The following is a 23,961-nucleotide window of genomic DNA, read 5'->3' as shown; positions in this document are numbered from 1 at the left end:
TCTTGCCTTTTTTCCAATCGTTTGTAAACGAACTTGCTTCTTTGCTTAAGAAGAGGGCAGTTCTGGCCACCTTCTGGTTCTTTCAGCAAAATGATAAAACGGCGGCTGGTCTTTCGTATAGATTTCTTCTGTGAAAACTGCTTCTGTCAATTCTTGAAACAAACCAGTGGCAAAGAAGAATTCTGCCGTCTCCTGTGCATAATAAAATAAGCTAGAGCCACACTGGCGGCAAAATCCCCTTTGCGCCCAATTAGAAGAGTTATACCGTTGAATCAAGGATTCGCCAGTAAATGTGATTTGATCACGGGAACAAGCGGCCAGCGCTAAAAAAGGACCACCATGAAATTTCTGACACATTGAGCAATGACAAGCAGTCACTTGGGGATGAACCTCCGTTAGCTCAATCGTAACTTGACCACAAAGACACCTGCCGGATAGATTCATTTTTCCAGCTCCTCCGGAAATTCTTTTAATAACTTGGCAACCGTATTAACAGGGAAGCCAACGATCGTATAAAAATCCCCTTGGATCGCTTCAACAAACACTTTTGCTGCTCCTTGGATCCCATAGCCCCCGGCTTTGTCTTGATATTCCCCAGTTTTCAGATACTCGGTAATCATTTGCTCCGTCAACAGACTAAAGGAGACTTGTGCAGAAACCAATTTTTCTCGTCGTTTTTCTTGTTTTTGTAAAACGACCGCAGTATGGACCCAATGAGTCTTTCCACTCATCTTCTGCAACATCCGTCTGGCATCTGCTTCATCAACAGGTTTGCCGAAAATCTCCTGGCCAACCACTACGGTAGTGTCACTGGCGATCACAAGATCTGTGGGAAAGCAGGCTGCGACAGTTGCTGCCTTTTCCCGCGCCATTCGCTGCACATACTCCTCTGGTGCCTCTCCAAATACCACAGACTCATCGATATCTGCCGGCTGTATCTGAAAAGATGGAACCAATTCCGCTAATAATTCTTTTCGCCGTGGCGATTGAGAAGCTAAGACAATCATTCCATCCCACTCCTTGCACGATGCGGATCTTGGATCCGTTTAAACATTCGCTCCATATCACTATTGGTAAAATGAATCAATACCGGACGTCCATGAGGACAATTGAAGGGATTCTCACACTTTGCAAGATCCGCCAACAGGATTCGTGCTTGCGCCTCATTTAGATAATGATTGGCTTTGATCGAACGTTTGCAGCTCATCATGATCGCTGTTGCTTCCCTGAATTTCTTGACGCTGACTGAACCTGTCTCTAAAAGCATGTCGATCATTTCTCGAATGATGCTTTCTTCTTCTCCTGCTGGGTACCAAGTGGGATGCGCCCTTACAATAAAGCTGTTCGCCCCAAACTCCTCCAAATGGATCCCAACTTCTTGTAATTTTTCAGTTTGTTCCTTCAACTTGATCGCATCATTATTGGGATAATCTAAGACGATCGGTACCAATAATTCTTGCAAATCGTCGCTCACTTCTCCGATTTTTTCCCGAAAATATTCATATTTGATCCGTTCTTGGGCCGCATGCTGGTCCACGATATAAAGTCCTTCGTCGCTTTGAGCAAACAGGTACGTCCCATGCATCTGTCCGAAATATTCTAAATGAGGGAAACGTTGCTTGGCAGGCGTTTCTTCTAACAAACGATCCACATATTTCGTATAGTTTTTCTGTCCGGCATGCAGTTCAGGATGCAGCCGTTCTTGCGCCTGCTCTTCGATTAACGACAAGTCCTGCTGACTAGCATCCTCGAGAACAGACGCTGCTGGTTGATCAACTTCTTGGACAATCTCTGTCACAGGTACTGTCGCAGCAAAGGGATCTCGCAACGTTTTATTGGGCAGTGTTTCTTCCAGACTATCGAAAACTGCTTGATTTTCCACAGAATATGCAGAAGACTCCGGAGCCTTTTCCCTTTGCTCCGCGCTTTCTGGAAGTTTTCCACCTTCCTCCACAGGGTTTTCCACAAAGTTATCCACAGTCTGTTGATAACCTGATGACGCCACTTGAAACTTTCCTGTCTCGCGGTTGAAAGTTAATCCCGAAGAAGTCGTAGGACTCGTTCCCAGATCCAGTTTCGTTTGTTCCACAGGTTCAGTGGTCACTTTTTTCTTAAAACGAAGATTATCGGCGGCATTCGGAATCAAATTCTCTTCTCGCAAACTGTCATTGATCGATTTACTGATCAATTTGGTCAGTTCTTCTTCTTTTGATAAACGTACTTCTTGTTTGGTGGGGTGAACATTGACATCGACTAATAATGGATCCATCGTGATCTCCAGGACCGCAATCGGGAATCGTCCCACCATCAATTTTGAGCCATATCCAGCAACGATTGCTTTATTCAAGGCAAAATTCCGAATGTATCGTCCATTGATGATCGTGGATAGATAATTACGGCTAGCCCGGGTCACTTCAGGCAACGAGACATAACCAGTCAGCTTAAAATCAAGATCTTCACTGTTGATAGCTAACATTTTTTTAGCAGTCTCAACACCATAGATCCCGGCGATGGTTTGTTTCAAATCCCCGCTACCAGTAGTAGTCAGCATTTTATTGCCTTCATGGACCAAGCGAAAAGCAACTTCCGGGTGACTCAATGCAATACGGTTCACGATATCGCCGATATTGGCCAATTCTGTCTGCAATGTTTTGACATATTTCAAGCGCGCTGGCGTATTATAAAAAAGGTTTTCTACAGTGATCTTCGTTCCTTGCCGCAAGTTCGCTGGTATATGTTCTTCCACGGTGCCTCCCTTCAACCGAAGGAATGAGCCTTGGGAAGCATCTTTGACAGCTGTTTCGATTGTTAAAATCGAGACTGAGGCAATACTTGGCAATGCCTCACCGCGAAAGCCAAGTGTCCGTATCCGAAACAAGTCATCGCGGTTATGGATCTTACTGGTGGCATGGCGCTTGAAGGCCGTAACGACATCTTCTTCGGCAATCCCCTCGCCATTATCGATCACCTGGATTTTGCGTAGACCGGCTTCTTCAATGAAGATATCGATCTGTGTGCTGCCGGCATCCACTGCATTTTCCACAAGTTCTTTGACAACAGAGGCTGGCCGTTCCACGACTTCACCGGCAGCGATTTGATTCGCTAGACGTTCAGATAATTCTTGGATCTTGCCCATCTGTTTTCCTTCTTTCTAGATTCGTTTTTGCAATTCATAAAGCTTATTTAACGCATCCATTGGGGTCATTTCTAAGAGATTCAGTTTTTTCAACTGATCGATGACGCCAACTTCTTCTGTGGACACCTCGCTAAACAATGAAAGCTGTTGTGTTTCTTCTATCACAGGCTTTTCGATCGTTGGTTCATGTTCTTCCAGAGCTTTCAAGATCGTTGCCGCCCGTTGTAGTAATCCGCTAGGCAGTCCTGCAATTTTCGCCACATGGATTCCGTAGCTCTTGTCTGCCGGACCTTCCATCATTTTATGCAGGAAGACAACTTCACCGTCTTTTTCTACCGCTCCTACATGAATGTTCCGCAGACGCAGTAATTCTTCGTCCAATATGGTCAGTTCGTGATAATGGGTCGAAAAAAGGGTCTTCGCTTTGACTTCTTTATGGATATATTCAATGATGGCTTGAGCAAGTGCCATCCCATCATAGGTGGCTGTTCCACGCCCTAATTCATCGAATAGGATCAAACTGTTTGGTGTGGCATGACGCAACGCCTGATTGGCTTCCATCATCTCGACCATGAATGTACTTTGTCCAGCAATCAAGTCATCGCTGGCACCGATTCGGGTAAAGATGCGGTCAAAAATCGGCATTTCTGCTGATTGCGCAGGAACAAAACAACCGATTTGAGCCATAATCACTAACAGTGCCAATTGCCGCATATACGTACTCTTACCAGACATATTCGGTCCGGTGATCAGTAAAATATCGGTGTCTTCATGCATCACGATGCTATTAGGAATATATTCTTGGTGCCCCAGCACTTTTTCCACAACGGGATGACGCCCATCGATGATATTCAAGGAGCGCTCTTTTTTCAAAACTGGCCGTACATATTGATAGCGTTCAGCAATTGTCGCAAAACTTTGTAACACATCGACTGCACTAATGGCTTTGGCTAATTTCTGCAAGCGAAGGATACTTTTTTTCACTTCTTCTCGTACTTCCAAGAACAATTGGTATTCCAGATCCACCGATTTTTCTTCCGCTTCTAAAATCACTGTTTCCAGCTTCTTTAATTCAGGTGAAATAAAACGCTCCGCATTAGCAAGGGTCTGTTTTCGTTCATAACGGCCTTCTTCGAGACCAGCCAGATTGGCTTTGGTGATTTCGATGTAATAACCAAAAACACGGTTGAAACCCACTTTTAAATTCTTGATACCTGTTTCTTGGCGTTCTTTGGCTTCTAACTCAGCTAGCCACTGCTTGCCGTTGCGCATCGCTTCCCGATACTTGTCTAGTTGTTCGTGAAAGCCATCTTTGATAACATTTCCTTCAGTGATCTGCAGCGGTGCGTCTTCATCGATGGCGCTATCGATCAATGCCACTAACTCATCCAGTGGCTCCAATTCGATCAACAGGTCATTCCACTCTCCACGATTGATGCCTTTGATCAACTGGGCGATCAGAGGAACTTGCTGCAAAGAAGATTTCAGCTGCAGAAGATCCCGTCCATTGACATTGCCAAAGGCAACTCGCCCAACTAAGCGCTCCATGTCATATACTTTTGTCAGTGCGTCTTGTAAGTCTGCTCGTTCAAAAAAGCTGTCCAACAATGATTGAACCATTTCTTGACGTGCAAAGATCTTCTTTGGTTGGATCAAAGGACGATCCAACCACTGCTTCAATAAACGGGCACCCATTGCTGTTTTGGTTTCATCTAATAACCATAAGAGTGTTCCATGCTTTTTGCCAGTTCGAATGGATCGACTCAATTCGAGATTGAACTTTGAGTAATAGTCCATTTTCAAAGAATGATCTGGTTGATATTCTACTGCTTGCTGGATATGAGCCAAGCTGCGTTTTTGGGTGATTGCGAGATAACCCAATAATTTGCCAGTGACCGTCTTTTCATCTTCAGGCAATCCGCTAGTCAAAAAACGGAATTCAGCGTTTTCTTCATATGTCTCTTGTTTTGAAAAAACAACACTCAAGCGAGTGGTCAACAGTTCTTTAAGGGAGTCAGGAACTTCGCTGCACAAAACGACTTCCTTGGTTTGTAAGGCAGCGGCCTCATTCAATACCGCGTCCTCGTCTTCTAAAAGCGCGGTCTTTAACTCACCGGTACTCAAGTCTGCATAAGCAAAACTGTAACCTTGCGTCGTTTTCATCACAGCCGTCAAGAAGTTATTATCTTTGGCGGACAGCCCTTTGCTATCCATCACTGTCCCCGGAGTGATCAATTGAACGACTTCCCGTTTGACCATTCCTTTGGTGGTTTTAGGATCTTCGACTTGTTCACAGATGGCGACTTTATAGCCTTGTTCGATCAACGTATCAATGTAATTACTGGCGGCATGATAAGGGACTCCGCACATTGGGATCGGTTCTTCCGCATTTTTGTTGCGGCTTGTCAATGTCAGCTCCAAGATTTGTGCAGCTTTGATCGCATCTTCATTGAACAATTCATAGAAATCTCCCAGACGATAGAACAAAAAAGCATCTTGGTATTGTGCCTTGATGCTTAAATATTGTTCCATCATAGGAGTGTTTTTAGTTTTTTGAGGCATGAGCATCTTCCTCCTCGATGGCTTTATTCACTTGCTTTTGGATTTCTGTTGTGACGTAGTGCAGCAATTCATCTGCTTCCTGAAGTGCCGCACGATAGGCGATCACGAGTGGATGCTGATCATATTGTTGGGTCAACTCAGCCACTCGTCGCAAAGCATCCTTTTTTGCTTCCGGTTTATCATAATGTTCATACTGAACGATTTCTTTTTGGGTTTGCTTGATTGCTTCTTCTAACTCCAGCAGCTTTTGATTCTTTTGCGCCCGTTGTTGAATCCTTTGAAACTCTTGTACTACCGGGTGTTGTGCCAATAATTGCCGCAATGCAGCCAATTCTTGTGCTACTGCTGTTTCTTTTTCTAGTGGGTCCATGATTCTCCTATTCTGTAAAAGGCCGATCTTCGCTGATTTGGATTGGACGAATCGATTTGGCTTTTCCAGTTTGTTCATCGATCTCGATCAGACAAGCGGACAAAATACTGCGTCCGTTCTCGATCACTTCAAAGCGTTGCGGCAATGCCGTCAAGAATTTTTCGATGATAGGTTCTCGTTTCATCCCTAAAATCCCATCATAAGGACCAGTCATTCCTACATCTGACAAATAAGCCGTTCCTTGTGGCAAAATTCGGGCATCATTGGTTTGTACGTGGGTGTGTGTGCCGACGACTGCAGAAACTCGTCCGTCTAGATACCAGCCCATGGCTTGTTTCTCACTCGTTGTCTCACCGTGAAAATCAACAAAGATAAATGGTGTACGCTTGCGGGCGATAGTCACCAACTCATCCATTTTACGAAAAGGGTCATCAATGTCGACCATGAAAGAGCGTGCTTGCATATTGATGACTGCTAATTCGATCGCATTGACTTTCACAAAGACCATTCCTGTACCAGGAGTCCCTTCTGGAAAATTTGCCGGACGAATCATTTTTTTTGCATCACCAATAAATTCAAAAATATCTCGATTATCCCATGTATGATTTCCTAGTGTGATCACATCGACGCCATCTTGAAGAAATTTCTTATAAATTTTCCCCGTGATCCCCCGACCCGCAGCTGCATTCTCGCCATTTGCGATCGTCACTTGCGGCCGATAGGCTTTCTTCAATTTTGGTAAATACTCTGTCAAGGTATTTCTCCCTAACGATCCAACCACATCTCCAATAAATAATACCCGCACACTTTTTCCTCTTCTCTTTTAACATCTTTCTTTATTATAAGTGTTTTCCTTGAGAAAAAAAAGAGCTATTCCATAACAGCAAACAACCTTAAACTACAGGAATTCCTTCCTACCGACTGCTCTTGTTACTCTTCTAGGACCCTTTAGAAAATAAAACACTCTCCAAACAACGTTGGTCGTTTGGAGAGTCATCATTATTCAGCAACACGTTTCACGATCGCAACGATTAAGTCCCGCGCCTTTGCCATCGCTTCAACAGTGATAAATTCATATTGACCGTGGAAATTCTCGCCGCCGGTAAATAGATTAGGGGTTGGGATCCCTTTGTAAGTGATTTTGGACCCATCTGTGCCGCCGCGAAAAGGGGCTTCGATCGGTGTGATCCCTAAGTCTTTCATTGCTTGACGAGCGATGATAACACTTTGAGGATTTTCTTTGATTCGGTCGCCCATATTGTAGTATTGATCATACAGCTGATAGGTGATCCGCTCACCATAGTACTCATTCAACTTTTCAATGATCTGCACCATCTTCTCCTTGCGCTTTTGGAAAAGCGTTTGATCGTGATCACGAATGATGTAGGAGAGTTCTGCTTGCCCGATATGTCCAGAAAGATTGTGAAGCAAGTAAAAGCCTTGATAGTCTTTTGTTTTTTCCGGGACTTCTGCTTGCGGCAGTGCTGCATCGATCTGGTTGGCGATCTTTAATGCATTGACGAGACGACCATAAGCCGTCCCAGGATGGACGCTTGTTCCGTTGATTTGGATATCGATCCGCGCAGCATTAAAGGTTTCATACTCCATATGTCCCACACGACCACTGTCCATTGTATAAGCAAAAGCCACTGGGAAATCGGCTGGGTCAAATAGATCCGCCCCTTTCCCAATTTCTTCATCCGGACCAAAAGCGATCCAGACATCTCCCCGTTCTTGTGGATCAATCGTTTGTAAAATCCGCAATGCATCGATGATCTCAGCAATCCCGGCTTTATCGTCTGCACCTAGGAGCGTCGTTCCATCTGTAGTGATCAACGTCTCACCTATGTAGTCTTTGAGGTTAGGAAACTCAGCGACTGTCATCATGATCCCCAACGGCTCATTGAGGCAAACGTCTTTGCCATCATAATTTTCATGGATCTGGGGTTGGATGTTTTCGGCTGCAAAATCAGCGGTGTCTACATGTGCGATAAATCCGACAGCCGTTTTGTCCGGATTTCCTGCAAGACGTCCGATCACAAAGCTATTCTTTTCATGGTACAACACATCGTTAAGCCCCATAGACTGCAATTGATCCCGTAATAAAAGCGCCAGCTCAACTTGTCCAGGGGTAGTAGGAATTGTTTGGCTGCTTGCATCGGAACGGGTATTGATTTTGGCATAACGCAAAAAATCGGCGATCATTGGTTTGTCCTTCACTTTCGTCACTTCCTTCAAAAAGATAATGGTCGATGGTCCGTTTCATGGATGATCTGTCGGAAATCTGCAAATCCTGCATCTAATCCTCGGAGCAGCATTTCTGCTGTACCGATATTCGTAGCCAACGGGATTTCATAAACATCTGACAGACGGATCAATGCGGTCACATCCGGCTCATGTGGTTGCGCTGCCAAAGGATCGCGCAAAAAAATCACCATATCCAACGCATCCTCCGAAATCATCGCCCCAATTTGTTGATCGCCTCCTAAAGGACCAGACTTATAGCGATGAACGGATAGTCCCGTAGCTTCTTGGATTCGTTTCCCTGTTGTTCCTGTGGCATATAATTGATGCTGTGCCAAGATTTCGCGATAAGCGGTGACCATCTTCACCATCAATTCTTTTTTGCGGTCATGGGCTATCAATGCTATTTTCATCTTCACTCCTCCTCTTTTTTCCATTGTACCAATACTTGCTGAAAAAAAGAAACTGTGCTCCCAAGAATCAGACATTGCCTAATCTTACACAGAGCTTCCATCATAGAATCAACCAGATCCCTTAGTAAAATAGGTAGGCTGCCACCTTAAGAAGGGGCACCGAAGGAAATCCTTCTGGCAATTTGCGGGGCTGATTTCTCTGATTTGGCTGTTGCAAAAAATTTCAGGTTTGTCTGTTTCTTAGGACACAGTTTGTTTAAATCAAATCTAGTTCTTTCAATGCTTGCCAGATGCCATCCTCATCATTGCTGGCGGTGACTTTATCAGCAATCGCTTGAATCTCGGGAGCCGCGTTACCCATGGCCACACCGACGCCGGCAGCTTGCAGCATTTCGCGATCATTTTGGCCATCGCCAAAACAAATCACATCTTTTTGTGAGATTCCTAGTTGGTGTGCCACCGAAAGAATCGTGGCTGCTTTTGAACCATCTTTTGGCACGACATCGACACTGTTTTCATGCCAGCGAACAAAACGTAATTTACTGTAGCGATCGTCAAAATAGTCTTCATACTCTTTCCCATAAAAAGCCAACGCTTGATAGACTTCTTTTTCTTCCGGAAAGTGCATGTCTAATTCAGGCAATTGTGCGCCAAAAGAGCGCATTGCTTCATCCATGATGCCAATATTTAAAGAAGAAGCTCGTTTAGCCGTATCCATTCCCACAAATGCGGTATCGATCCCTAACTCGTTTGCTTCAGCAACAAATGCTTTTAGCTGTTCTTCATCTAATAAATTTTTGTACACTTGTTGGTGTGCCAAAAATGCAGCAGCGCCATTGCATAAAATATAATTATCAAAAGCAAGGGAGCGGATGATGTCTTTCGCATGGAAACGACTGCGGCCTGTAGCAACTGTCACGAAATGTCCTGCATTTCGCAGCAACTCCAATGCTTCAATCGTACTTTCCAACGGTTGCTTGTTCGAATCCAGTAACGTGCCATCAATATCAAAAGCAAAGAATTTCCGATTCATATCCATAAAAAACTAAGACTCTCTTTCTGTAAGAAATAACAAGAATTTTTACTTTTGGATCATGTTCTCTCCAAAAAGCATACCCTATTCTTAACATAAAAAGCTGTCTATTTCAATAAGTGGCGGATCTTGGTGAATGACTCTTGCTCACCAATGAAGGTGGGCTCATTTTTTTGGGAAACTGAAATATTTTCAACCACATGAAGTGTTTGCCTCAATCGTCTTTGTCTATTTGGCAGTGACTGGTTGAGTGCCCCAGACTTCATCTGCCACTTCAATGATCAGCTGCAATTTCTTCCATTGATCTTCTTCTGACAGAATGTTGCCCTCCTCTGTTGAAGCAAAGCCACACTGCGGACTCAAGCTCAAACGCTCTAAGGGCACGTATTGGCTGGCTTCTTTGATCCGGGCAATCAAGCTTTCTTTCTCTTCCAGAGCCCCATTTTTACTTGTGACTAGACCGAGAACGACTTTCTTTGTTTCCGGGACAAACCGCAATGGCTGGAAGTCCCCAGAGCGATCATCATCAAACTCCAAGAAAAAGGCTTCGACCGCTTCATGTCCCAACAGCGAATCCGCAACTGGCTCATAGCCTCCCGATGCCGCCCATGTCGAATGGTAATTGCCACGGCAAACATGGGTAGTCACGTGCAGGTCGTTAGGCAGATCCACCAATGCACTGTTATTCAACCGCAGATACAATTCTTGTAATTTTTGTGTATCATACTCATCATTGGTCCTTGACTGCCAGTAATTTTTGTCCACCAGCATCCCCCACGTACAGTCATCCAATTTTAGATGACGACAGCCAAGATCATACAAGGCTAAAATGGTTTCACGATAGGCTTGCGCAATATCAGCAAGCAATACTTCCCGATCCGGATAGATAGCGTTCACTTTTTCTTCGTTGCTGCCTCGAACAAGTTCGACAAACAATTGAGCAGGCGCTGGGATACTCTGGCGAACAGGCACCCCATCTGCCTGAGCCGCGACAAAGCGATATTCCTCAAACACGGGATGTTCTGGATTGAATGCGACTTTCCCAGCTAATCGTGCAGAATCAGCACGGGTTTCTTCCCCATGGAACAAGTAGCCTTGATCCATTAAAATATGCTCTATTCCTTGAAATCCCCAGAAAAAATCCAAGTGCCAATAACTACGGCGAAATTCGCCATCGCTGACATATTTCAAGCCAACTTCTTTTTGTTTTGCGACTAACTCACTGATCGCCTGATCCTCAACTTCTTTTAACTCGGATCGAGTGATTTTTCCTTCAGCGAACGCTTCCCTTGCTTGCTTCAACTTCTCCGGACGCAAAAAACTTCCTACAATTTCATAATGATTGATCACTTGGCACATAGTTTCTCCTCCTTTTTTGGGTAAAAAAAAATCCTTAAGAGTTATCTCTTAAGGATGTAATAAATTTACATGGTACCACCTTAGTTTGCATCCGACTTACGAAGAATGCCTCTACTCCAATGCGACGCTGTTGCGTGATATTGGGGTCTCAGTAACGGGGACATCCGTGCGCTTCTAAAACTTGCGTTCTCGAAACACCCACTCAAAAGCCATTTTCAGATTCGTTTTCTTTCACCCTTTTTCAGCTGTCGGGGCTCTCTGTTAGAAATTCCACAGAATCTTACTTTCTTTTTCTACGTGTTTACTTATTGATTTTTAACAAGGATAGCAGAATGATTTTAGTGTGTCAATATTGATTTTAAAAAAAAGAAGCATTGCTGCTTCTTTCTTCGTTTAATCCACATAAGTTGATTTTGATTGATTGAGCCATGCATAGCCCAGACCCATGATCAAGCCGCCACCGATATAGTTCCCGATAAAGGCAAAGACAAGATTGTGAATCACGCTGCCGACAGTCATACCAGCTAAGTGGCCGCCAGATGCCCAGAAAGCTAACGTAAACGCTGGGAAGTTAGCGATGACGTGTTCATAGCCTAAGAAGGCAAAGATAAAGATAATGAAAATAATCGCAGCTACTTTCCCTGCATCATCTTTCATCCGCATACTTACTAAAACAGCTGTATTAACGACAATGTTTGCGAACATTGCTTCGACGACGATTTGGAGTGTCGGTTTATCAAGTTTTGCGGTAATGGAAGTCAATAAGAAATTATCCGCAGGCAACCCTTGAAAAGGTCCAGTCAAAGAAATAATTGATCCAAAAATCAAACCACCGACTAAATTGAAGAACACACAAGTGAACAAAATCTTCAATGCCAAAGGAACACTCAATCGTTTGCGATAAACACCGACGGTCATATACAACATATTTGATGTGCCTAATTCTGCGTTCATATATAAGATCATGACAAGGGACCAACTAAACATAAATGCATACAACATTTTTCCTAGTCCATGTGCAATGTCCTCACCTTTCATAGCAATCGCAAAGGCAATCGCTGTTCCTAGCGTCAAGAAAAGACATGCCATCATGGCCCGTACAGCATAGCGTAAATAACTGCTTTTGATCAAATCGACCTTCTTTTCAATGGAAGAATCAATTTTTTCAAATAATGGGGATACTGGATTCATTTTTCTGCTCCTTTTTATGGGTATGATAATTGAGTTCGTTATAAAGTACACAATACCTTCACATTTTAATAACCAAACGCCTATTTGTAAAGTATTTTCTGAAAAACGTTACTTTTTATATGAAATTTTCATCACATTTTCATTGCAATTGAATTCAATCATACCTTGACTTTTCCTCTTATTTTATCGTATACTGTTCCTTGTGTAAAATAATGCAGCAGGGAAATAACAGCTCGTCACCAGTTCGTTGCCTAAAAGGTTCAATTGCGTAACCGCGGCTGCAAAGGTGAAGATTGAAGAACGAACTGCACGGATGTGAATTTTTCAACGGATTATTTTACTCCAAACTATATTTATTGGAGGAACTAAATTATGTCTCGTTATACAGGACCATCATGGAAAATTTCTCGTCGTTTAGGAATTTCTCTTTCAGAAACTGGTAAAGAATTGGCACGTCGCCCTTACGCTCCAGGACAACACGGACCAAACAGCCGTGGCAAAAAATCAGAATACGGTATGCAATTGACTGAAAAACAAAAACTTCGTCATATGTATGGCATGAACGAACGTCAATTCCGTACATTGTTTATCAAAGCAAGCAAAATCAAAGAAGGTAAACACGGTGTTAACTTCATGATCTTGTTAGAACAACGTTTGGATAACGTCGTTTACCGTTTAGGTCTTGCAACTACTCGTCGTCAAGCACGTCAATTAGTAAACCATGGCCACATTTTAGTAGATGGCAAACGTGTAGATATCCCTTCTTACCATGTTGAAGTTGGTCAAGTGATCAGCGTTCGTGAAAAATCACAAAACATCTCAACAATCAAAGAAGCAATCGAAGCAACTACTGGTCGTACAGCATTTGTAAGCTTTGATGATGAAAAATTAGAAGGTTCATTGACTCGTTTACCAGAACGCGATGAATTGACTGCAGAAGTTGACGAAGCACTAGTCGTTGAATTCTACAACCAAAAACTATAAGAATTTTCACCAGAAGCTGCGACAGAAATCTTGTCACAGCTTCTTTTTTTATAAATTGTTAGAAATAACTTCTTCGGAAAGAAGTCAAAATTTCACAGAAATCCGACAAGCAATTTTCGAACTCTCCTTTTCATCTCTCTTGAAGCAGACTACTTCTGACATGACCTCTTTTTTGAGAAATCAAAAAAACTGTGCTGGTTTCCCGAAGGAAATACCACACAGTTCGCGATTAATCGGCAGGTCGACTTCAAATAATATTGACGACGGACTCTCCGGATGATTTTTTTTGATGATAGTTGAACAACAGCAAATCTTTCTGACGCTTTTTAAAGATTACTTTCCGAATATTGCGTGGCACAAATTTGCGGATATCATCTTCATTATATCCTACTTGCAGTTTGTCGCCATCAACAATGATGGGACGTTTCAATAAATTCGGGTATTGCTCAATCAACGCTAATAATTCTTCTAATTTCAAGTCATCCAAATCAATGGCTAATTTTTGATACACTTTTGAACGTGTTGAGATAATATCTTCTGTCCCGTTTTTTGTCAAAGAAAGAATTTCCAGTAGTTCATCACTATTTAATGGATCGCTAAAAATGTTTCTTTCTTTGAAGGGTAGTTCATTTTCGGTCAACCAAGCCCGAGCTTTGCGACATGATGTACAGCTAGGCGTTGTGTATAGTGAAATCATTGATCATTCTTCCTTTCTGATTTTTCTGCGGATTCTTATTGATTATCTGTGATTTTTTCGATCGTTTCTTGTTTGACGACATCCACGATGCGAATGTTGATTTCTCTGACTTCTAAAGCAGTCAACCGACTAACTTCTTGCAAAACAATTTCTTGGATCTGAGCAAACAACCGGGGAATATCCTTCCCGTAGGCAACAATAACTTCCAAATCAATTGCTACTTGTTCTTTGCCAACTTCCACTTCGATCCCCGATGTCACATTGCTCTGGTCGGCCAAATCTTCCGTCATACTTGAAAAAAATTTTCCATCTGCACTGATTAAGCCATCAATTGACGCCAAGGCTACACCTACGATCGTCTGCAAGACTTTCTCCTCAAAGGTAAGCGAAGCAGTCTCTACACTTGCCGCTTGTTCATTTTCCATTTTTCACACTCCTTGTTTGCATTTCTGAAAAAAGAACGTTTTTTTTAGTAACAGATCCACCAAAACCAACAACCTTTTGCGGTTATCTGCCACCATGGGTAAAAATACCCTCCTCTATTAGCATAGAAGTTTTTTGTTTTTTTTACAAAGAAAAACACTTGTTACCGGATACTTTTTTTGCAAATTACCGAAATAAGGTACGTTTTTTTAATATAAAAAAGCGATTCCAGAAAATATTTTCCTCGATCGCTTCTTATATTTTATCTGATTTATCTAAAAAGATTCTTCCTCAATCCTACCGCTCATTCAATCTTGTATAGCTCCGGTCAGAAGACACTTCCTTATAAGCTGGTCGCATGATTTTTTGGGCATTGACTAATTCTTCGATTCGATGAGCAGACCAGCCGACGATTCGCGCAATCGCAAACATCGGTGTGTAAAGTTCTTCTGGCAAGTCTAACATTTTATAAACAAAGCCGCTGAAAAAATCAATGTTCGCACTGACGCCTTTATACATTTTTCGTTTTTGAGCAATCACTTCCGGAGCGATTCGTTCAACAGTTGTGTAAAGTTGATATTCTTGCCAAGCGCCGATGCCTTTCTCTTGTGCGAGTTTGGCTACATAATTTTTAAAAATTGCCGCTCGAGGATCATTGTCACTGTAAACAGCATGTCCCATACCATAGATCAAGCCCTTGCGATCAAAAGCTTCTTTATCCAAAACCGCTTCTAAATAACGACGAACTGCAGCTTCATCTGTTGTATCAGCAATCTGGCGTTTCAGATCACTCATCATCTCCGTCACTTTGATATTGGCTCCACCGTGTTTAGGCCCTTTTAGCGAACCTAATGCGGCTGCGATCGTTGAATAAGTATCGGTACCGCTAGAAGTAACTACCCGAGTAGTAAAGGTCGAGTTGTTTCCGCCCCCATGTTCCATATGAAGCACCAGCGCCATATCCAAGGTTTGAGCTTCTTGAAAACTATAGGCTTTATTAGGACGCAGCATGGTCAAAATCGTTTCTGCCGTGCTTAATTCCTCCGAAGGGCGATGAATATACATACTTCCCTCTTGATTGTAGTGATTATAGGCGTGGTAAGCGTAGATCGCCAGCAGTGGAAAGACACTGATCAGCATCAAACTTTGCTCTAATACATTCTCAATACTGACATCATCGGCTTGCGGATCATAACTGGCTAATGTCAAAATACTGCGAGATAAACTATTCATGATATCCGCAGAAGGTGCTTTCATGATCACGTCACGAACAAAATTGGTTGGAAGCGTACGTTTATCCGCCAATAACTGACGAAATCCCTGCAATTCAGATAACTTTGGCAGCTCGCCAAAAAGTAATAAATATGCAATCTCTTCAAAACCAAACCGATTTTCTTCAACGAATCCTGCAACCAGTTCATTGATATCGATTCCGCGATAACGTAATTCCCCACAAGCCTCGAGGGGCTTCCCCGCCACGATTTTTTCTGGATAAATGGTAGAAATGGTTGTTAAGCCGGCTAAGACGCCTTTTCCATCTAAATCTCTCAGTCCACGTTTTACGTCATACTCTGAATAAAGATTCATATCGATTTGATTGTGTTTCTGACACAATGATGAAAGATATGCGATATTCTTTTCTTTTTCTAATTTTTCCACAGCCATGTTACCTCCTAACATCCTTACGTAACCATGCTACTAACTTCATTTGATTCAAAAAATAAAAACTTTTAAACATTATAGCACGATGTTTATAAAATGAAATATTTTTCATAATTTTAATTGATTTTTCTTTTTATAAACGTATAATTATTCCTAATAGATTGATATTTAAGGAGGATGCTTATGAATTGGCACACAAACCTGATCGTGAATGATCAGCGCTATACGTTTATTGATTTAGCAAAGGTCGCGGCTGACTTTAACGCTGAATTAAAAAGATTGCCTTACTCGATTCGCGTGTTACTAGAAAGTGTCGCCCGTCACCAAGATGAAGAGATCACTGCTGTTTACTTGGATTATTTGGTCAATTGGAACGCTGAACAGCCCACAGGCGTCGTACCTTTCAAACCCGAACGTGTCGTTTTGCAAGACTTCACTGGTGTTCCAGCGGTCGTAGACCTTGCTGCGATGCGAGACGCCATCGTTGCCTTAGGCGGGAATGCAGATACGATCAATCCTGAGATCCCCGTGACTTTGGTTGTCGATCATTCCGTCCAAGTCGATTGTGCAGGGACTCCGGAAGCAGTGGCTTTCAATACGGCGCGTGAATTTGAACGAAACCAAGAGCGCTACCAATTCTTGAAGTGGGCTCAGGGTTCATTTGACAATTTTGAAGTCGTCCCTCCAGAGACCGGTATCATCCATCAAGTAAATATTGAATCACTTTCTGATGTGATTTTGGAAAAAAAAATCGCTGGCGAGCCGTTTCTTTTTCCGGATACATTGCAAGGAACAGATTCCCATACAACGATGATCAATGGTCTCGGTGTATTGGGCTGGGGCGTTGGCGGTATCGAGGCAGAAGCAGCGATTTTGGGCGAGCCGTCATTTTTCCCGACTCCAGAAGTTATCGGTGTCTGTTTTGTGAACGAAATGCCTGTCGGTACGACCGCAACTGATTTGGCGTTGACTGTTACTGAAGTCTTGCGAAAGGAGCAAGTGGTAGGAAAATTTGTTGAATATTTCGGAACCGGTTACCAACGGTTAAGTTTAGCTGACCGTGCGACCCTTGCCAATATGGCACCAGAATATGGCGCCACTTGCGGTTTTTGTCCAATTGATGAAGAGACCCTCAACTATTTAGCTACTACGGGACGAACACCCGAATTGATCCATAAGGTTGCTGCCTACACAAAAGCCAATCATCTCTTTTATGATGCGACGGAGATACCAGACTACACCAAAACGTTCACCATCGATCTAGCCAAGATCCAGCCCGCATTGGCAGGACCAAAACGACCACAGGACCGTATCTTATTACCGGAAGTTGGCACTGATTTCGATCGTTCCCTCACGGCTGACATCGGACCAAAAGGCTTCGGTCTTTCGGAGAAGGAATGGCAAAAAAGCAGCCAAGTTAACTGGCCAAACGATCCTTCCGAAACATTGCAGACAGGAGATATCGTACTTGCAGCTATCACTAGCTGTACGAATACGAGCAATCCCTTCGTCATGCTCTCTGCGGGATTGTTAGCAAAAAAGGCGGTAGAAAAAGGATTGACCGTGCCAAAATCGGTCAAGACTTCCTTGGCCCCTGGTTCCCAGATCGTAACCACCTATTTGACTGCCAGTGGATTATTGCCTTATCTTGAACAATTAGGCTTTTATTTAGTTGGATACGGCTGTACGACTTGTATCGGCAACTCCGGCCCATTAGAAGCACCCGTAGCAGAAGCAATCGAAAACGAAAATTTACTGGTCGCTTCTGTTTTATCTGGAAACCGCAACTTTGAAGGTCGGATCCATCCACAGATCAAAGCCAATTATTTAGCTTCTCCTCCGTTAGTCGTCGCCTATGCCATTGCTGGAACCATCCGGAAAGATTTGACGAAGGAGCCTCTAGGCGTCGTAGCAGGACAAGAAATTTATCTGGCGGATATCTGGCCAAGTAACGAAGAAGTCAATGAATATATTCAAGCTTTTGTTGGACCAGAAGCGTTTCGTGCAGCTTATGCGCATCTATTCGACGCCAATGAGCGTTGGAACCGTATCGATACAACTGCCAGTGATTGTTATGCTTGGGAGGACACGTCAACATATATTGCCCACCCACCCTATTTTGATTCCTTGACCAAAGAATTACCTATCCAAACAAGTTTGTCTGATTTGAAAGTGTTAGCCAAATTGGGGGATTCTGTTACGACAGACCATATTTCTCCCGCTGGTAGCATTGGATTAGATTCTCCCGCCGGCAGGTTTTTGCAAACCAAAGCTGTTCCTTACCGTGAGTTCAACTCTTTTGGTTCACGGCGAGGCAATCATCACATCATGATGCGGGGAACTTTCGGCAACATTCGTTTACAGAATCAGCTGGTTCCTGGAAGTACTGGCGGGATCACCCATTATTTTCCTACAGGGGAAACGATGTCAATCTATGACGCTGCCATGAATTATCAGAAAAACGAACAGTCTTGCATTATTTTAGCTGGTAAAGATTATGGGATGGGTTCTTCCCGAGATTGGGCAGCTAAAGGGACCCAACTTTTAGGCGTCAAAGTAGTCTTGGCAGAAAGTTTCGAACGGATTCATCGCAGCAATTTGGTCATGATGGGTGTGATTCCTCTAGAATATCTTGCTGGGCAAACTGCCGCTTCCTTGGGATTGGATGGCTCTGAATCCTTCTTTATCCAACTGCCCGAAGAACCGCAGGTCAATCAGCAGATTGATGTGACAGCCAAACGTACAGATGAAACAATGATCACCTTTCCGACTCGGCTGCGTTTCGATGCACCAGCAGATATCCGTTACTGGAAACATCAAGGAATCTTACCAATGGTCATTCGCAAAAAAATAGAAGCAGGAGGAACTAGCAATGCATTCTGAAGCGCCCTTATCTAACACCGTTCTCACAATTCCTTATATCAGTGGTGACGGCATTGGTCCAGAAATTTGGCAAGCAGCGCAACCTGTGATTGATGCGGCCGTAAAACAAGCGTATGGTCCCAAAAGAAGGATCCACTGGCAAGAAGTTTTAGCTGGTGAAAAAGCATTTAGACAAACCGGCGAATGGTTGCCGCAGTCGACTCTTACCACTATCCAAGAGGCTAAAATCGCATTGAAGGGACCATTGACCACACCAGTTGGCAAAGGATTCCGATCCCTCAATGTCACATTGCGCCAAACATTAGACCTCTATGCTTGTGTTCGGCCCGTTCGATACTTTGCCGGGGTACCTTCTCCTTTGAAGCATCCGGAAAAGACGAATATGGTGATTTTCCGTGAAAATACAGAAGATGTTTACGCAGGAATCGAATTTGCAAAAAATGATCCCCTCACGAAACAATTAATTGAGGTGCTGCAAACACAGTTCAGTGTCAAAAACATTCGCTTTCCAGAAAGCAGCGCCATCGGGATCAAACCGATCTCAAAAGAGGGCAGTCAGCGGTTGATCAGCGGAGCGATCGAGTATGCTATCGCACACCACTTGCCGTCTGTCACCCTTGTTCATAAAGGGAACATCATGAAATTCACCGAAGGCGGCTTCAAAAATTGGGGCTATCAATTAGCGGAAACGAATTATGCCGATCAGTGCTTCACGATGAACCAATGGGCAACAATTAAATCTGAGCAGAATATTGAAGCGGCTCAAGCAGCACTTGCTGCTGCACAACAAGCCGGAAAAGTCATTATCAATGATGTGATCGCAGATAATTTCCTGCAACAGATTCTTTTGTACCCAGAAAAATTTTCAGTGATCGCAACTTGCAACCTCAATGGCGACTATCTTTCCGACGCATTAGCCGCTCAAGTCGGCGGAATTGGGATCGCTCCAGGTGCAAATATCAATTATGTAAGTGGTGCCGCAATCTTTGAAGCAACCCACGGTACTGCCCCCGATATCGTTGACACAGGAAAAGCCAATCCCTGCTCGTTGTTGCTCTCTGCTTGTATGCTCTTGGAATATATCCAGTGGGATGAAGCAGCAGTTCTTATTACCACAGCCATCGAGACAGCAATCAAGGAAAAGAAAGTCACAGCTGACTTTGCGGCAGCTATGACTGACGCGCATTGTTTGTCTACCAAAGCGTTCGGTGACTATCTGGTCACATTGATCACTCCATAATCATTCACCGCCCTCGTTGACTTGCCATTTTAAACAACTCAACGAGGGCTTGAATTTTTTTGAGACAACTCAACGAAGGCTTGATTGTATTTCAGTTGCTAGTTCCCCTATACTGGAGACACGAAAGGAGGAATTCACATGAATGAATTCAACATACGGCAAATCGGCCAACGGATTGCCAGCAAACGTCGAGAACTAAATATGACTCAAAGCAACTTAGCAGATCAATTATTGGTCAGTTATCAAGCTATCAGCAATTGGGAGCGAGGCAATACATTGCCTGACATCGAAAAATTGCCCCAGCTAGCAACAATTTTGCAGTTATCCATTGACGAACTATTAGGAAATAGCGGAGTTGCAGTAATGCATTACCACGAGGGAGTGGCCGATTCTCAGGAAATCACCACGTTGGCGCCGATCATTAAACCTAAAGAATTGGCAGCTGCGACTCAAGCCCAGCCTTTTGAAATTGAGTTAGTGGAGCAATTGGCACCTTTTTTGAGCAGTGAAGAATTATTTGCTTTATTGAAACCTATAACAGAACCGCTGACCGAAGAAGCACTAGAAGAATTTTTACCTTTTTTAGAGACAGATCATTTGGAACAATTGATGAAAGAGGACTATACTTTCGCTTTTCTGGAAGAAGCAGCACCCTACTTATCTGCCACTTTCTTAGCCCAAAAAGTTGAGCAGGCTGTCTCAAACTCGCTGTCTTTATACGAGTTGGAAGATATTGCCCCTTTTCTCGAAAAGCAAGATCTAGGACGCATTCTTCAAAAGATCCTGGCAGCGTCAGAGAATCCGGAGCAACGGTTGTCAGAGCTTGAAGACCTGCTACCTTTTCTCGATGAATCTACGTTAGTAACGCTTGTCGGATACTTTCCTGTATCCTCTGAGGTTTTTGAACTGTTTACCCCTTTTTTGGCTACAGAAACTTTGTTGCAAGCGTTGCGAAAAAAACGTTGATTTACTCTTTACTTTTCGTTAACCAAGATTTATAATTTCGTTAACCAACTATTGGATTATGTGTTAACGAAAGAAGGATACTATGAAACTACCATTGCGAGAACAAATCTATGCTGCTTTTTTTGCCATCATTATTGCTGGGCTGTCTCAACTAACCATCCCATTAGGATTGATTCCTCTGACAGGCCAAACCTTTGCTGTCGGCTTGGCGGTAACCTTTCTAGGAATGCGCACAGGAACCATGTCGATCCTTATTTACTTATTGCTGGGGTTGATCGGATTACCGGTTTTTGCCGGCGGAGCAAGTGGCATCGGCGTCTTATTCGGACCTACAGGCGGCTATCTGATTGGTTTTATCTTTAATGGACTCTTGACGGGGAAACTTTTGGAAACAGGTCGCGCCGGATATGTGAGAGGGATGTTAGCGAATATCGCTGGTGCATTAGCAACATTGTTTTTTGGTACCTTATGGTTAAAATGGAGCACCGCTATGTCTTGGACTGCTGCCATCAATGGCGGTTTTGTTCTCTTCCTTCTGCCCGGTGTGATCAAAGCCATTGCTGCGGCTTATTTAGGGATTTTCTTGCGGAAAAGATTGCAGCGGTAAAAAAAGAGAAAGTAGCAAACGTGGGCTGCTTCAAGCAATAAAAAGGAATTTCCGAAAATCGCTGCTTTATTTTTTTGAAATTTCTGCTTATTTCCGAAGAAGCTACTGTTAGTCGTTTATTCGAAAAAAAGAGGGACTGTGCCATAAGTCATCATCCAACAAGTTAAACCGAATAATAGTCTGTTGCTAGGATAGATTCCTCTGACTTTTGCGACGAGGAGTCCCTGCACCGCAGGAGCAATAATCATTAATGTTCGGATAGTGTTACTTGTAGGAGACTTATGACACAGTCCCTCACGCTTTTATCTCGTAGCGAATCAATAGTTGATCCATGTGATTGCTTGCTGGAGCTCTGCTCTTAAATGGGCTGCTTTGTATTGATTGAACGCTGCTTGATTAGTTCGCAAAAGTCCCCGTAGCTTTGTTGGCTGAAAATTTTCTGTCAACTGATTTTCCAGAACAAATCGTCGGGTCAATTGCCATTCATAGTAATAGCCCAAAGGACGACAGCTATAAATCGTCTGTCCAATCACTTGATCTTCAAACCGACGATGGGTATGGCCAAAAACTACTTGACGCACATTGTCCGCCTCATCAATAACTGCCCCAAATTCTGGTGAACCTAGAAACGCGTTCAAATGATTCCAACGAACATACTTCCCCGTTTGTTTGACGATAAAGGTTGCTTTCGGAACAAAATGAGTCGTTACGATAACTTCTTTATCTTGAGGGAGCCCTCGCAATGTTTGACGCAGTCTTTCATTGATCTGATGACTGATTTCCGGATCGGTTCCTGTCCGCTGAATCATACGATCATACCAAAAGAGGTGCTTGAGACGAAGGATCTCTTCTGTGCTTTGCAAGTCAGAATAGCCGTAGTCATACCAGCCATTGACACCTAACAAGAGTGTTTTTTCCGATAAAGCGACTGTTTGAAAGTTCAAGAAAGCTGGATCAGGATAGGTTTCGATCAATGATTCTGATAAATCAGCCATTTCATGATTGCCCCAATGAAAGGTAGTAGGCAGCTGTCTTTGAAAGAAATCAATGACGGTCATCGCTGCTGTCTCTTTGTTTGCAATATCTCCAGCTAGATGCAAGTGCGTCGCTTGATTGGCGTCTAGCAATTCGGCTATCAGCTGCAAGTCTGTTGCACTGAAATGATTGATATCGACATGCAAATCGCTGATAACGGCTAATTTCCCCATATCAGTTTCCTGCCACCTTTTTGTCCATGCGCAACAGTTGAACGTTAGATGCCAGCAGACCGCTGTCACTAGTCAACTGCAAGCGCTGATAGTCAGGATCGACCACCAAGCGTGTCCGCTCTTCTAAATACATTGCTGCGCCTTGTTTTAACCAAACTGTTCCAATTGCTGTATCCAGCTTCGTATCATAGATAGACAATCCTTCTTCTGGATAATCTGCTGGTACGAGGATCAAGCGAAAACTAATATCTAACCGGCAAGAGATCGCCGTAGCCGGAAAAGGTCCCACACCATCTTCAAAATCTAGATAAATTCGATCTCCCTCCTGTTTGACTTCTGAGATTTTTGCTACTGCTGCTGCATCCATATCAATCGTTATTTCCATATCGATTCTCCTTTACATGATTCGTTTTTGCCACTCGTCTCGGGTAATTCCCCGCATCACTTCGTCCACTACTTGCCCACGAAATCTTCGCGCAGCCGGAATCTGTGCTTCCACTTTCATGCCAATTTTTTCCATCACGCGACCAGATCGATGATTTCGCTGATCGTGCAGTGCATAAATACGAACAAGCGCTAATTTTTCAAAACCCAAAGACAAAAGCATCCGAGCAGCTTCCGGTACGATCCCTTGCCCCCAAAAAGCTTTATTCAAGGTATAGCCTAGTTCTGCCACTTCCTTTAGCGGGTCCACCCGCAAGTCGATCGTTCCGATCATTTTGCCACTCATTTTCTCTTCAATAGCAAATTTACCTAATGGCGCCGCTAAAAAATACGTTGCAATGGCGATTTTTGTATCCACAAGTGATTGATGCCTCGGAAAAACAAACTCCGTCGTTTCTTCATCACTTGCGTATTCGAATAAATCATTGGCATCTGCCATCGTCACAGGACGCAACCATAATCGTGGTGTCTCGATTCGTTGATTTTCTGCTAAAATCAATAAGTGGTTCTTTTGGATTTCCATGTTTTCACCAGCTTTC

General features: G+C 43.4%; 22 protein-coding genes and 1 other annotated feature. Of the genes, 5 read left to right on the top strand and 17 right to left on the bottom strand.

The genetic code is table 11. The features are described 5' to 3' along the window. Positions 1-45 precede the first annotated feature (45 nt). From IGJ28_RS05300 to IGJ28_RS05250, 11 genes are all read right to left on the bottom strand, one after another. Positions 46-444, bottom strand: a complete 399-nt coding sequence (locus IGJ28_RS05300) for a GFA family protein (RefSeq protein ID WP_156247561.1) — start codon at positions 442-444, stop codon at positions 46-48. Continuing rightward, complete coding sequence (locus tag IGJ28_RS05295; RefSeq protein WP_252712241.1) at positions 441-1,007, bottom strand: Maf family protein; 567 nt, start codon at positions 1,005-1,007, stop codon at positions 441-443. Before IGJ28_RS05295 ends, IGJ28_RS05300 begins: the two co-directional genes overlap by 4 nt. Continuing rightward, entirely contained in the window at positions 1,004-3,136 is a 2,133-nt protein-coding gene (gene mutL, locus IGJ28_RS05290; protein WP_138371296.1) for a DNA mismatch repair endonuclease MutL, read from the bottom strand. Before mutL ends, IGJ28_RS05295 begins: the two co-directional genes overlap by 4 nt. 15 nt (positions 3,137-3,151) lie before the next feature. Beyond that, complete coding sequence (mutS, locus tag IGJ28_RS05285) at positions 3,152-5,698, bottom strand: DNA mismatch repair protein MutS (RefSeq protein WP_252712242.1); 2,547 nt, start codon at positions 5,696-5,698, stop codon at positions 3,152-3,154. Further along, positions 5,682-6,068 (bottom strand): YlbF family regulator, encoded by a 387-nt coding sequence (locus IGJ28_RS05280; RefSeq protein ID WP_005470065.1) that lies wholly within the window; start codon positions 6,066-6,068, stop codon positions 5,682-5,684. Before IGJ28_RS05280 ends, mutS begins: the two co-directional genes overlap by 17 nt. 7 nt (positions 6,069-6,075) lie before the next feature. Continuing rightward, entirely contained in the window at positions 6,076-6,873 is a 798-nt protein-coding gene (locus IGJ28_RS05275; RefSeq protein ID WP_003128088.1) for a TIGR00282 family metallophosphoesterase, read from the bottom strand. A 194-nt stretch (positions 6,874-7,067) separates the two neighbouring features. Continuing rightward, positions 7,068-8,273, bottom strand: a complete 1,206-nt coding sequence (gene pepT / locus IGJ28_RS05270) for a peptidase T (protein ID WP_005470063.1) — start codon at positions 8,271-8,273, stop codon at positions 7,068-7,070. A gap of 29 nt (positions 8,274-8,302) precedes the next feature. Next, the gene (gene mgsA, locus IGJ28_RS05265) at positions 8,303-8,725 is read right to left on the bottom strand and encodes a methylglyoxal synthase (protein WP_003128085.1); all 423 of its coding nucleotides are present in this window, start codon (positions 8,723-8,725) and stop codon (positions 8,303-8,305) included. A gap of 256 nt (positions 8,726-8,981) precedes the next feature. Next, positions 8,982-9,758: a Cof-type HAD-IIB family hydrolase gene (locus IGJ28_RS05260; RefSeq protein WP_003128084.1), complete on the bottom strand. Its 777-nt coding sequence runs from the start codon at positions 9,756-9,758 to the stop codon at positions 8,982-8,984. Positions 9,759-9,986: 228 nt separating this feature from the next. Beyond that, positions 9,987-11,117: a 5-methyltetrahydropteroyltriglutamate--homocysteine S-methyltransferase gene (locus IGJ28_RS05255; RefSeq protein WP_003128083.1), complete on the bottom strand. Its 1,131-nt coding sequence runs from the start codon at positions 11,115-11,117 to the stop codon at positions 9,987-9,989. Between the two features lie 47 nt (positions 11,118-11,164). Beyond that, positions 11,165-11,422: a binding site (T-box leader), on the bottom strand. Between the two features lie 88 nt (positions 11,423-11,510). Then, positions 11,511-12,308 carry a formate/nitrite transporter family protein gene (locus IGJ28_RS05250; RefSeq protein ID WP_103300750.1) on the bottom strand — a complete coding sequence of 266 codons (798 nt, stop codon included), beginning with the start codon at positions 12,306-12,308 and terminating at the stop codon, positions 11,511-11,513. A 372-nt stretch (positions 12,309-12,680) separates the two neighbouring features. On the opposite strand from IGJ28_RS05250, the gene rpsD reads away from it, so the two are divergent. Further along, positions 12,681-13,292: a 30S ribosomal protein S4 gene (gene rpsD / locus IGJ28_RS05245; RefSeq protein ID WP_003128081.1), complete on the top strand. Its 612-nt coding sequence runs from the start codon at positions 12,681-12,683 to the stop codon at positions 13,290-13,292. A 247-nt stretch (positions 13,293-13,539) separates the two neighbouring features. On the opposite strand, the gene spx is transcribed toward rpsD, so the two are convergent. The 3 genes from spx to IGJ28_RS05230 form a co-directional block, all read right to left on the bottom strand. Continuing rightward, positions 13,540-13,989: a transcriptional regulator Spx gene (gene spx, locus IGJ28_RS05240; RefSeq protein ID WP_060813259.1), complete on the bottom strand. Its 450-nt coding sequence runs from the start codon at positions 13,987-13,989 to the stop codon at positions 13,540-13,542. A gap of 35 nt (positions 13,990-14,024) precedes the next feature. Continuing rightward, positions 14,025-14,414, bottom strand: coding sequence for an Asp23/Gls24 family envelope stress response protein (locus tag IGJ28_RS05235; protein ID WP_252712243.1), 390 nt, complete (start codon positions 14,412-14,414; stop codon positions 14,025-14,027). A 295-nt stretch (positions 14,415-14,709) separates the two neighbouring features. After that, entirely contained in the window at positions 14,710-16,071 is a 1,362-nt protein-coding gene (locus tag IGJ28_RS05230; RefSeq protein WP_113850270.1) for a citrate/2-methylcitrate synthase, read from the bottom strand. 186 nt (positions 16,072-16,257) lie between these two features. Between IGJ28_RS05230 and acnA the strand changes: the two genes are divergently transcribed. The 4 genes from acnA (at position 16,258) to IGJ28_RS05210 (ending at position 21,770) form a co-directional block, all read left to right on the top strand. Next, positions 16,258-18,957, top strand: a complete 2,700-nt coding sequence (acnA, locus tag IGJ28_RS05225) for an aconitate hydratase AcnA (RefSeq protein WP_252712244.1) — start codon at positions 16,258-16,260, stop codon at positions 18,955-18,957. Next, on the top strand, positions 18,947-20,197 hold the full coding sequence (icd, locus tag IGJ28_RS05220; protein WP_060813263.1) for an NADP-dependent isocitrate dehydrogenase: 1,251 nt from the start codon (positions 18,947-18,949) through the stop codon (positions 20,195-20,197). Before acnA ends, icd begins: the two co-directional genes overlap by 11 nt. Positions 20,198-20,335: 138 nt before the next feature. Then, entirely contained in the window at positions 20,336-21,163 is an 828-nt protein-coding gene (locus IGJ28_RS05215) for a helix-turn-helix domain-containing protein (protein ID WP_103300746.1), read from the top strand. A gap of 82 nt (positions 21,164-21,245) precedes the next feature. Next, a complete protein-coding gene (locus IGJ28_RS05210) occupies positions 21,246-21,770 on the top strand; it encodes a biotin transporter BioY (protein ID WP_003128071.1) in 525 nt (174 codons plus the stop codon). A 317-nt stretch (positions 21,771-22,087) separates the two neighbouring features. Here the strand turns inward: IGJ28_RS05210 and IGJ28_RS05205 are convergent, their stop codons facing one another. Genes IGJ28_RS05205 through IGJ28_RS05195 form a run of 3 tightly spaced genes read right to left on the bottom strand, consistent with a single transcriptional unit; the run spans position 22,088 to position 23,945 of the window. After that, complete coding sequence (locus tag IGJ28_RS05205) at positions 22,088-22,978, bottom strand: metallophosphoesterase (RefSeq protein WP_003128069.1); 891 nt, start codon at positions 22,976-22,978, stop codon at positions 22,088-22,090. A gap of 1 nt (position 22,979) precedes the next feature. Then, the gene (locus IGJ28_RS05200; protein ID WP_003128068.1) at positions 22,980-23,363 is read right to left on the bottom strand and encodes an iron-sulfur cluster biosynthesis family protein; all 384 of its coding nucleotides are present in this window, start codon (positions 23,361-23,363) and stop codon (positions 22,980-22,982) included. A 12-nt stretch (positions 23,364-23,375) separates the two neighbouring features. Then, positions 23,376-23,945: a GNAT family N-acetyltransferase gene (locus IGJ28_RS05195; RefSeq protein WP_060813266.1), complete on the bottom strand. Its 570-nt coding sequence runs from the start codon at positions 23,943-23,945 to the stop codon at positions 23,376-23,378. Positions 23,946-23,961: the final 16 nt, after the last annotated feature.

This window comes from Enterococcus sp. AZ091 (assembly GCF_051714805.1).
GTDB lineage: Bacteria > Bacillota > Bacilli > Lactobacillales > Enterococcaceae > Enterococcus_D > Enterococcus_D gallinarum.
The sequence above is the reverse complement of the archived record's forward strand: the minus strand, read 5'-3'. Positions and strand labels throughout refer to the sequence as shown.

What these genes read in the sequence shown, in the direction of transcription:
- IGJ28_RS05280 (WP_005470065.1), bottom strand. Translation starts at nt 6,068, where the DNA reads ATGGACCCACTAGAAAAAGAAACAGCAGTAGCACAAGAATTGGCTGCA.
- IGJ28_RS05235 (WP_252712243.1), bottom strand. Translation starts at nt 14,414, where the DNA reads ATGGAAAATGAACAAGCGGCAAGTGTAGAGACTGCTTCGCTTACCTTT.
- IGJ28_RS05215 (WP_103300746.1), top strand. Translation starts at nt 20,336, where the DNA reads ATGAATGAATTCAACATACGGCAAATCGGCCAACGGATTGCCAGCAAA.
- IGJ28_RS05260 (WP_003128084.1), bottom strand. Translation starts at nt 9,758, where the DNA reads ATGAATCGGAAATTCTTTGCTTTTGATATTGATGGCACGTTACTGGAT.
- IGJ28_RS05205 (WP_003128069.1), bottom strand. Translation starts at nt 22,978, where the DNA reads ATGGGGAAATTAGCCGTTATCAGCGATTTGCATGTCGATATCAATCAT.
- IGJ28_RS05200 (WP_003128068.1), bottom strand. Translation starts at nt 23,363, where the DNA reads ATGGAAATAACGATTGATATGGATGCAGCAGCAGTAGCAAAAATCTCA.
- rpsD (WP_003128081.1), top strand. Translation starts at nt 12,681, where the DNA reads ATGTCTCGTTATACAGGACCATCATGGAAAATTTCTCGTCGTTTAGGA.
- IGJ28_RS05210 (WP_003128071.1), top strand. Translation starts at nt 21,246, where the DNA reads ATGAAACTACCATTGCGAGAACAAATCTATGCTGCTTTTTTTGCCATC.
- IGJ28_RS05195 (WP_060813266.1), bottom strand. Translation starts at nt 23,945, where the DNA reads ATGGAAATCCAAAAGAACCACTTATTGATTTTAGCAGAAAATCAACGA.
- IGJ28_RS05295 (WP_252712241.1), bottom strand. Translation starts at nt 1,007, where the DNA reads ATGATTGTCTTAGCTTCTCAATCGCCACGGCGAAAAGAATTATTAGCG.
- acnA (WP_252712244.1), top strand. Translation starts at nt 16,258, where the DNA reads ATGAATTGGCACACAAACCTGATCGTGAATGATCAGCGCTATACGTTT.
- IGJ28_RS05255 (WP_003128083.1), bottom strand. Translation starts at nt 11,117, where the DNA reads ATGTGCCAAGTGATCAATCATTATGAAATTGTAGGAAGTTTTTTGCGT.
- icd (WP_060813263.1), top strand. Translation starts at nt 18,947, where the DNA reads ATGCATTCTGAAGCGCCCTTATCTAACACCGTTCTCACAATTCCTTAT.
- pepT (WP_005470063.1), bottom strand. Translation starts at nt 8,273, where the DNA reads ATGATCGCCGATTTTTTGCGTTATGCCAAAATCAATACCCGTTCCGAT.
- mgsA (WP_003128085.1), bottom strand. Translation starts at nt 8,725, where the DNA reads ATGAAAATAGCATTGATAGCCCATGACCGCAAAAAAGAATTGATGGTG.
- IGJ28_RS05300 (WP_156247561.1), bottom strand. Translation starts at nt 444, where the DNA reads ATGAATCTATCCGGCAGGTGTCTTTGTGGTCAAGTTACGATTGAGCTA.
- spx (WP_060813259.1), bottom strand. Translation starts at nt 13,989, where the DNA reads ATGATTTCACTATACACAACGCCTAGCTGTACATCATGTCGCAAAGCT.
- mutS (WP_252712242.1), bottom strand. Translation starts at nt 5,698, where the DNA reads ATGCCTCAAAAAACTAAAAACACTCCTATGATGGAACAATATTTAAGC.
- mutL (WP_138371296.1), bottom strand. Translation starts at nt 3,136, where the DNA reads ATGGGCAAGATCCAAGAATTATCTGAACGTCTAGCGAATCAAATCGCT.
- IGJ28_RS05250 (WP_103300750.1), bottom strand. Translation starts at nt 12,308, where the DNA reads ATGAATCCAGTATCCCCATTATTTGAAAAAATTGATTCTTCCATTGAA.